We start from the raw sequence: 6,458 nt of genomic DNA, 5'->3' as shown, positions 1-6,458 counted from the left end.
AGCTGAACGCCGACCACGGCCCGCGCGGTGGACAGCGGCCGGGCGAGGGCCAGGTATTTGGGGACCAGCTCGCCGAACACCATCGACACCGAGGTGACGACGACCAGAGCCAGCAACGCCATGATGGCGTCGGCCACCCGGTCGGAAATCCCGATCGCGTCGAACCACGGGTGCGGCAGGTTGGCCAGCATCGGATCGGTCAGGTAACCGGCCGCCAAAGTGGTGGCGGAGATGCCGAGTTGGGCGCCGGACAGCTGAAACGACAACTTGTGGTGCGCGCGCCGGATCGCGCGGTCACGACGGCCGCCGCCGCGGGCGTTGGCCTCGACTGCGCTGCGGTCCAGCGTCGTCAGCGAGAACTCGGCGGCGACGAAGACGGCGTTGCCGAAGATGAGCAGGGCGATGGCCAGAACGCTGATCACGGTGACGGTGGCGTTCATGAATCACCGCCGCCCGCCGGCCGACGGGCCGTTCGGGAAGGCTCCGCATCGGGGGATTCGTCCGACGACCGCCGCGCCCGAAAGCCCATGGCCTGCATGGGTGCCTGCGGCACGTCGATCCCTTCACTGCCTGGAGCCGGTGCGGACGCGGTCGCCTCCGTCGTTGCTGATTTATGGTAGCCGGGTGGCTCCCGCCCGCGGCCGACCACCGCTTTGGGGTGCGTCCTGCCACACGGCGGCCGACCCGACTATGGGTTGCCTAACCTTACCCCGCTAGGCTGGGCGCACTATGGCGTCCGAAGCCCCACCCGAAGCCCGATCGGCCCAGATCCTGCCCCGCGAGCGCCTCGACCTCGCCGAGGAGATCGCAAGCATCGCCCGGCCCCCGCTTCCCGGGCTGGATCCGCCTTTCGCGTTGCGCGTCGCGGAGCGCGCGGATGCGGCCATGGTGTCGGAATGGATGAACCGTCCGCACCTGGCGGCGGCCTGGGAATACGACTGGCCGACGCCCCGCTGGGAGCGTCATCTCGGCGCACAACTCGACGGGACGTACTCGCTGCCGCTGCTCGGGAGCATCGGCGGCGCCGATTGCGCATACCTCGAAATATATTGGGGTGCAAAGGATCTCATTTCGCAGTATTACGACGCCGGACCCTACGACGTGGGGGTGCACGCCGCCATCGCCGACCCGGCCCTGGTGAACCGGGGGCTGGGCCTGGCGCTCCTGCCGCGGATCATCGCCAGCGTCTTCTCGATGGAGCCGCGTTGCCGCCGGATCATGTTCGATCCCGATCACCGCAACACCGCGGCGCGCCGACTGTGCGAGGCCGTCGGATGCGCGTTCCTCGGCGAGCACGACACGACGAACCGGCGCATGTCGCTATACGCGCTGGAACGCCCGACCCCCGACGCATGATCGGCGTGGGCGACGCGGCGGCTCACCAGCCGAGCGGCAGCGGATGGCCCTCGGCGAAGCCCGCGGCGGACTGCACGCCGACGACGGCCCGCTCGTAGAGTTCGGTCAGGTTCGCCGCGCCGACGTAGGTGCAGGTGCTGCGCACGCCCGAGGTGATGTGGTCGATCAGGTCCTCGACTCCGCCGCGGTCCGGGTCGAGCCCCATGCGCGACGTCGAAATGCCCTCCTCGAACAGCGCTTTGCGGGCGCGGTCGAACGCGGTGTCGGCGCCGCTGCGGGCCACCACCGCGCGCTTGGACGCCATGCCGTAGCTCTCCTTATAGGGCTGGTCGTCGCGGTCGCGCATCAGGTCACCGGGCGATTCGTAGGTCCCGGCGAACCACGACCCGATCATCACGTTGGACGCCCCGGCGACCAGGGCCAAGGCCACGTCCCGCGGATGCCGGACGCCGCCGTCGGCCCAGACATGTCCGCCCAATTGCCTTGCCGCCGAAGCGCATTCGACCACGGTCGAGAATTGCGGGCGCCCCACCGCGGTCATCATCCGGGTGGTGCACATCGCCCCGGGACCCACGCCGACCTTGACGATGTTCGCCCCGGCGCCCAGCAGATCGCGGGTGCCTTCGGCGGAGACGACGTTGCCCGCCACCAGCGGCACCCCGAGCTCGAGCGATGCGACCGTGCGGATCGCGTCGAGCGTCTTGACCTGGTGCCCGTGTGCGGTATCGATGACCAGCACGTCGACACCCGCCTCGGCCAGGGAACGCGCCTTGGCCCCAACGTCGCCGTTGATGCCGACGGCCGCGCCCACCCGCAAACACCCGCGGGCGTCGACCGCCGGGGTGTAGAGCCCGGTCCGCACCGCCCCGGTGCGGGTCAGCACCCCCGCCAGCGTGCCGTCGGCGTTCGTCACCACCGCGACCCCGATCGGGGCGTGCTCGAGCAGGTCGAAGACCTTGCGCGGCTCGGTGCCGACCGGGGCCGTGACGAAATCGGTGCTGGCGACGTCGCGCACCCTGGTGAAGCGGTCCACACCGAGGCAGCTCGATTCGCTCACCAGCCCCATCGGGCGGCCCTCGAAGACGACGACGGCGACCCCGTGCGCGCGCTTGTGGATCAACGCGGTGGCATCCGACACCGAATCCTCGGGCGCCAGCACCACCGGGGTGTCGAGCACCAGATCGCGGCTCTTGACGAACTCCACCGTCTGCTGCACCGCGGTGATCGGGATGTCCTGGGGCAGGACGACCAGCCCGCCCCGCCGCGCCACCGTCTCGGCCATCCGGCGCCCGGCCACCGCGGTCATGTTGGCGACCACCACCGGGATGGTGGTGCCCGAGCCGTCGTTGGTGGACAGGTCGACATCGAAGCGTGACGCGACCTCCGACCGGTTCGGCATGACGAAGACGTCGTTGTAGGTCAGGTCGTACCCGGGTCCATGCCCGTCCAGGAATCTCATCGCAGTGCGTGTACCCCGTTATGCCTAAGCGGGCACTTCGCTGTGGTCGCCGCTCCACAGCGTGTGGAAACGCTTGTCCGGGTCGTCGTCGATGCGGCCATAGGTGTGCGCGCCGAAGAAGTCCCGCAGCCCCTGGGTCAGCGCCGCGGGGAGGCGCTCGGTGCGCAGGGCGTCGTAGTAGGACAGCGCGGAGGAGAAGCCCGGGACCGGGATGCCCAGCTGTGTGGCCGTCACGACGACGCGCCGCCAGCCGTCGATCGCGGCCTCGATCGCGCTGCGGAAGTAGGGGGCGACGATCAGCGTCGGCAGGTCGGGGTCCTCGTCGAACGCCTCCTTGATGCGGTTGAGGAACTTCGCCCGGATGATGCATCCGCCGCGCCAGATGGTGGCGAGATCGCCCGGGGTGATGCCCCAGTCGTATTCGGCGCTGCCGGCCTGGATCTGGTTGAAGCCCTGCGCATACGCGATGATCTTGGACGCGTACAGGGCCTGCCTGATGTCCTCGGTGAATTGCTGGTTGTCATCCGGCTTCCGGCCCAATTCTCCCGAGGCCAGCCCGGTCGTGGCCTTGCGCTGGGTCACCGAACCCGACAGCGCGCGGGCGAACACGGCCTCGGCGATGCCGGTGACCGGGACGCCCAGGTCGAGGGCGGACTTCACGGTCCAGCGGCCGGTGCCCTTCTGCTCGGCCTCGTCGAGGATGACGTCGACGAGAGGCTTGCCGGTTTTCGCGTCGGTCTGGCGCAACACCTGCGCGGTGATCTCGACCAGGAAGCTGTCCAGGTCGCCGGAGTTCCACTCGTCGAAGACGTCGGCGATCTGCCCGGCGGTCTTGCCGAGCCCGTCGCGCAGCAGCTGGTAGGCCTCGCCGATGAGCTGCATGTCCGAGTACTCGATGCCGTTGTGCACCATCTTGACGAAGTGGCCCGCGCCGTCGGGGCCGATGTGCGTGCAGCACGGAACGCCGTCGACGTGGGCGGAGATCTCCTCGAGCAACGGGCCCAGCGACTTGTAGGACTCGGCGGGGCCGCCGGGCATGATCGACGGGCCGTTGAGCGCGCCCTCCTCGCCACCGGAGATTCCGGCGCCGACGAAGTGCAGCCCGCGCTCCCGCATCGCCTTCTCGCGGCGAATGGTGTCGGTGTAGAGAGCGTTGCCGCCGTCGATGATGATGTCGCCTTCCTCCATGGCGTCGGCGAGCTCGTTGATGACGGCGTCGGTGGGGTCGCCGGCCTTGACCATGATGAGCACGCAGCGCGGCTTCTCCAGGGCGGCCAGGAATTCCGCGATGGTCTCCGACCGCACGAATGTGCCCTCGTCACCGTGCTCTTTGAGCAACGCGTCGGTCTTGGCGACAGACCGGTTGTGCAGCGCCACTGTGTAGCCGTGCCGGGCGAAATTGCGCGCGATGTTCGACCCCATCACCGCCAGGCCGGTGACACCGATTTGCGCGGTAGCGGTTGGTGAATCGTCCGACGAACCCATGTCTTCGCCTCTCAAGTCTTCAGAACGTTGCCGAAAAGCTTTCCGTCACACTGTGGCACAGCGGACATGCGCCCGCCCGCGGTGATGGCTCCGCCTTGGTTCAGAGGTTGAACAGCCGCCGCAGCTCGGTGAGCCACGGAACGGCGAGCGCGACGGTGGGCACCACGAACACGGCGACCGCGGCCAGGTATGCGGCCGCCGACAGCGCCAGGCTGTTGCCACACCCGCACAACCGGCGCACGCGGACCACGGTGCTGGTACCGCCCGCGGCCAGCGCACCCGACGGCGCGTGCCCCGCCGCGCACGCGACCAGGGCCCGCGCCAACGGAGCGCGGCCTTCCGCGCGCACGGCGGCGTCGTCGGCGAGCAGTTCGACGAGCAGCTGCACCGCGCCGAGCGCGTTGGCGCTGCGCACCAGCCGCGGGAACGCGGCGTGCACCGCGGTGAAGGCCTCCAGAACGAGGTCGTGGCGGGCCCGCAGATGCGCGCGCTCGTGGGTGAGGATCGCCGCGACCTCGGCGTCGGCGAGGGTGTTGAGCGCGCCCTCGCTGACCACCACCCGGCTGCGCACGCCGGGCAGGCAGTAGGCGAGCGGCTGCGGAACGTCCAACACGCGCAGGTCGCGCGTGCGGGCGCAGGGCTGGGGGAGCGCCGCTTCGTGGCTGACGCCGACCAGATCCACCACCATGCGGTGATGGGCCCGCCGCCGCCGATTCGCGATGGCCACCCGGACCACGGCGACCATCAATCGGGCTCCGACCAGCACGGTCAACGCGAAAACGCCGATGTATGCCACCCACAGCGGCCACCCCAGCCGGCCCGCGTCGCCGAGGATGCTGGCGGTGGGCCGCCCGTCGGGACCGGGCATCAGCAGCCGCGTGGCGATCGCGATGCCGGCGCTGAAGGCGGAGAGGACCGCGGCCAGCGCGACGGCCTGCCACAACACCATCGCGGCGCGCGGCGCGCGCAGCGGCCAGCTCGCGCGTGCCAACAGGGCCGGCACCGGACCGACCAGCAGCACCGCGAGGATGGTGAAGGCCAGCGCGGACACGCTGTCAGTCTCCCTCAGTCCTCCGTCGACGCGCCAGCAGATGACACGTTATTGCGGTGATTGGTTTCCAGCTCGGCGAGCGCGCGCCGCAGCGCGTCCGCCTCGTCGGCGCCCACCCGCTCGACGAAATGGACCAGTGCGGCCTGCCTGCCGCCGGAATCCTCTGCCTGGGACAGCGCGTCGACCATCAGCCCGGCGACCAGTTCGTCGCGGCCGTGCACGGGTGCGTACCGGTGCGCGCGGTCGTCGCGGATCTGGGAAACCAGATTCTTTTTGGCCAGCCTTTGCAGCACGGTCATGATCGTCGTGTAAGCAAGGTCGCGTCGCGCCGACAGTGCGTCGTGTACCTGGCGGACCGTTTGAGGTTCCGGCGTGGACCACAGGTGGTCCATCACGGCGCGCTCCAGATCCCCCAGCCGGGTCAGTTTCGCCATAGTGCGTTCTCTCCTGAGCGTCGACAACATCGTACTCCCGGTTTACTACCGACGGTCGTACCGGAGCTGCTCAACCCGCCACCAAACGAGAGCTTGCGAAATTAGGGCAGCCTTGCCTATGCTAACCGAGTCGAGCGAACAGCGACCGCGGCAGAGTCCTGAGGGCTGCAGTGACCCCCGGTCTACTCGATCGGCGAGCCCCGTGCCCAACGGCACGGGGCTCAGCCGTTTCAAGGGACGATGGTGTAGACACAGAACGTGCCACAGCCTCCGGAGACGACCATTCCGACGGACTTCACCGCGCCCTTCGACCAGGAGATCGGGCTGCGATTCACCGAACTCGGTCCCGACGGCGCCCGCGCCGAGCTCGAGGTCACCCCCAAGTTGTTGCAGCCGATGGGCCTGGTGCACGGCGGCGTCTACTGCTCGATCATCGAGAGCATGGCCAGCGTGGCCGCCTACACCTGGCTCGCCACCCGCGGCGGAGGCAACGTCGTGGGAGTCAACAACAACACCGACTTTCTGCGTTCCATCGGCTCGGGCATGGTGTACGGCAAAGCCGAACCGATCCACCGCGGCCGGCGCCAACAGCTGTGGCTGGTCACCATCACCGACGCCGACGACCGGGTGGTCGCCCGGGGCCAGGTGCGGCTGCAGAACCTCGAGGCGTAGG

General features: G+C 69.4%; 7 protein-coding genes. 2 read left to right on the top strand and 5 right to left on the bottom strand.

Annotated features, from left to right (window positions below; genetic code table 11):
* On the bottom strand, window positions 1-440 hold a 440-nt coding region (locus A5713_RS17695; RefSeq protein ID WP_156751929.1), incomplete at its 3' end, for a CNNM domain-containing protein.
* A gap of 289 nt (window positions 441-729) precedes the next feature.
* Here A5713_RS17695 and A5713_RS17690 point away from each other — a divergent pair.
* Complete coding sequence (locus tag A5713_RS17690) at window positions 730-1,356, top strand: GNAT family N-acetyltransferase (protein WP_068097615.1); 627 nt, start codon at window positions 730-732, stop codon at window positions 1,354-1,356.
* 22 nt (window positions 1,357-1,378) lie between these two features.
* Here A5713_RS17690 and A5713_RS17685 read toward each other — a convergent pair whose 3' ends face one another.
* The 4 genes from A5713_RS17685 to A5713_RS17670 all read right to left on the bottom strand — a co-directional run bounded on the left by A5713_RS17685 (window position 1,379) and on the right by A5713_RS17670 (window position 5,785).
* Entirely contained in the window at window positions 1,379-2,815 is a 1,437-nt protein-coding gene (locus A5713_RS17685; protein WP_068097612.1) for a GuaB1 family IMP dehydrogenase-related protein, read from the bottom strand.
* A 24-nt stretch (window positions 2,816-2,839) separates the two neighbouring features.
* Window positions 2,840-4,300 (bottom strand): NADP-dependent phosphogluconate dehydrogenase, encoded by a 1,461-nt coding sequence (gene gndA, locus A5713_RS17680; RefSeq protein WP_068097609.1) that lies wholly within the window; start codon window positions 4,298-4,300, stop codon window positions 2,840-2,842.
* A 100-nt stretch (window positions 4,301-4,400) separates the two neighbouring features.
* Window positions 4,401-5,351 carry a M56 family metallopeptidase gene (locus A5713_RS17675; RefSeq protein WP_068097606.1) on the bottom strand — a complete coding sequence of 317 codons (951 nt, stop codon included), beginning with the start codon at window positions 5,349-5,351 and terminating at the stop codon, window positions 4,401-4,403.
* 14 nt (window positions 5,352-5,365) lie between these two features.
* Entirely contained in the window at window positions 5,366-5,785 is a 420-nt protein-coding gene (locus A5713_RS17670; RefSeq protein ID WP_067921560.1) for a BlaI/MecI/CopY family transcriptional regulator, read from the bottom strand.
* A gap of 258 nt (window positions 5,786-6,043) precedes the next feature.
* Here A5713_RS17670 and A5713_RS17665 point away from each other — a divergent pair, with 258 nt between their 5' ends.
* A complete protein-coding gene (locus A5713_RS17665) occupies window positions 6,044-6,457 on the top strand; it encodes a PaaI family thioesterase (protein WP_068097604.1) in 414 nt (137 codons plus the stop codon).
* Window position 6,458: the final 1 nt, after the last annotated feature.

Origin of the sequence: Mycobacterium sp. E2497 (genome assembly GCF_001668695.1) — a bacterium.
Classification (GTDB): domain Bacteria; phylum Actinomycetota; class Actinomycetes; order Mycobacteriales; family Mycobacteriaceae; genus Mycobacterium.
This window is presented reverse-complemented; position numbering and strand designations above follow the sequence as displayed.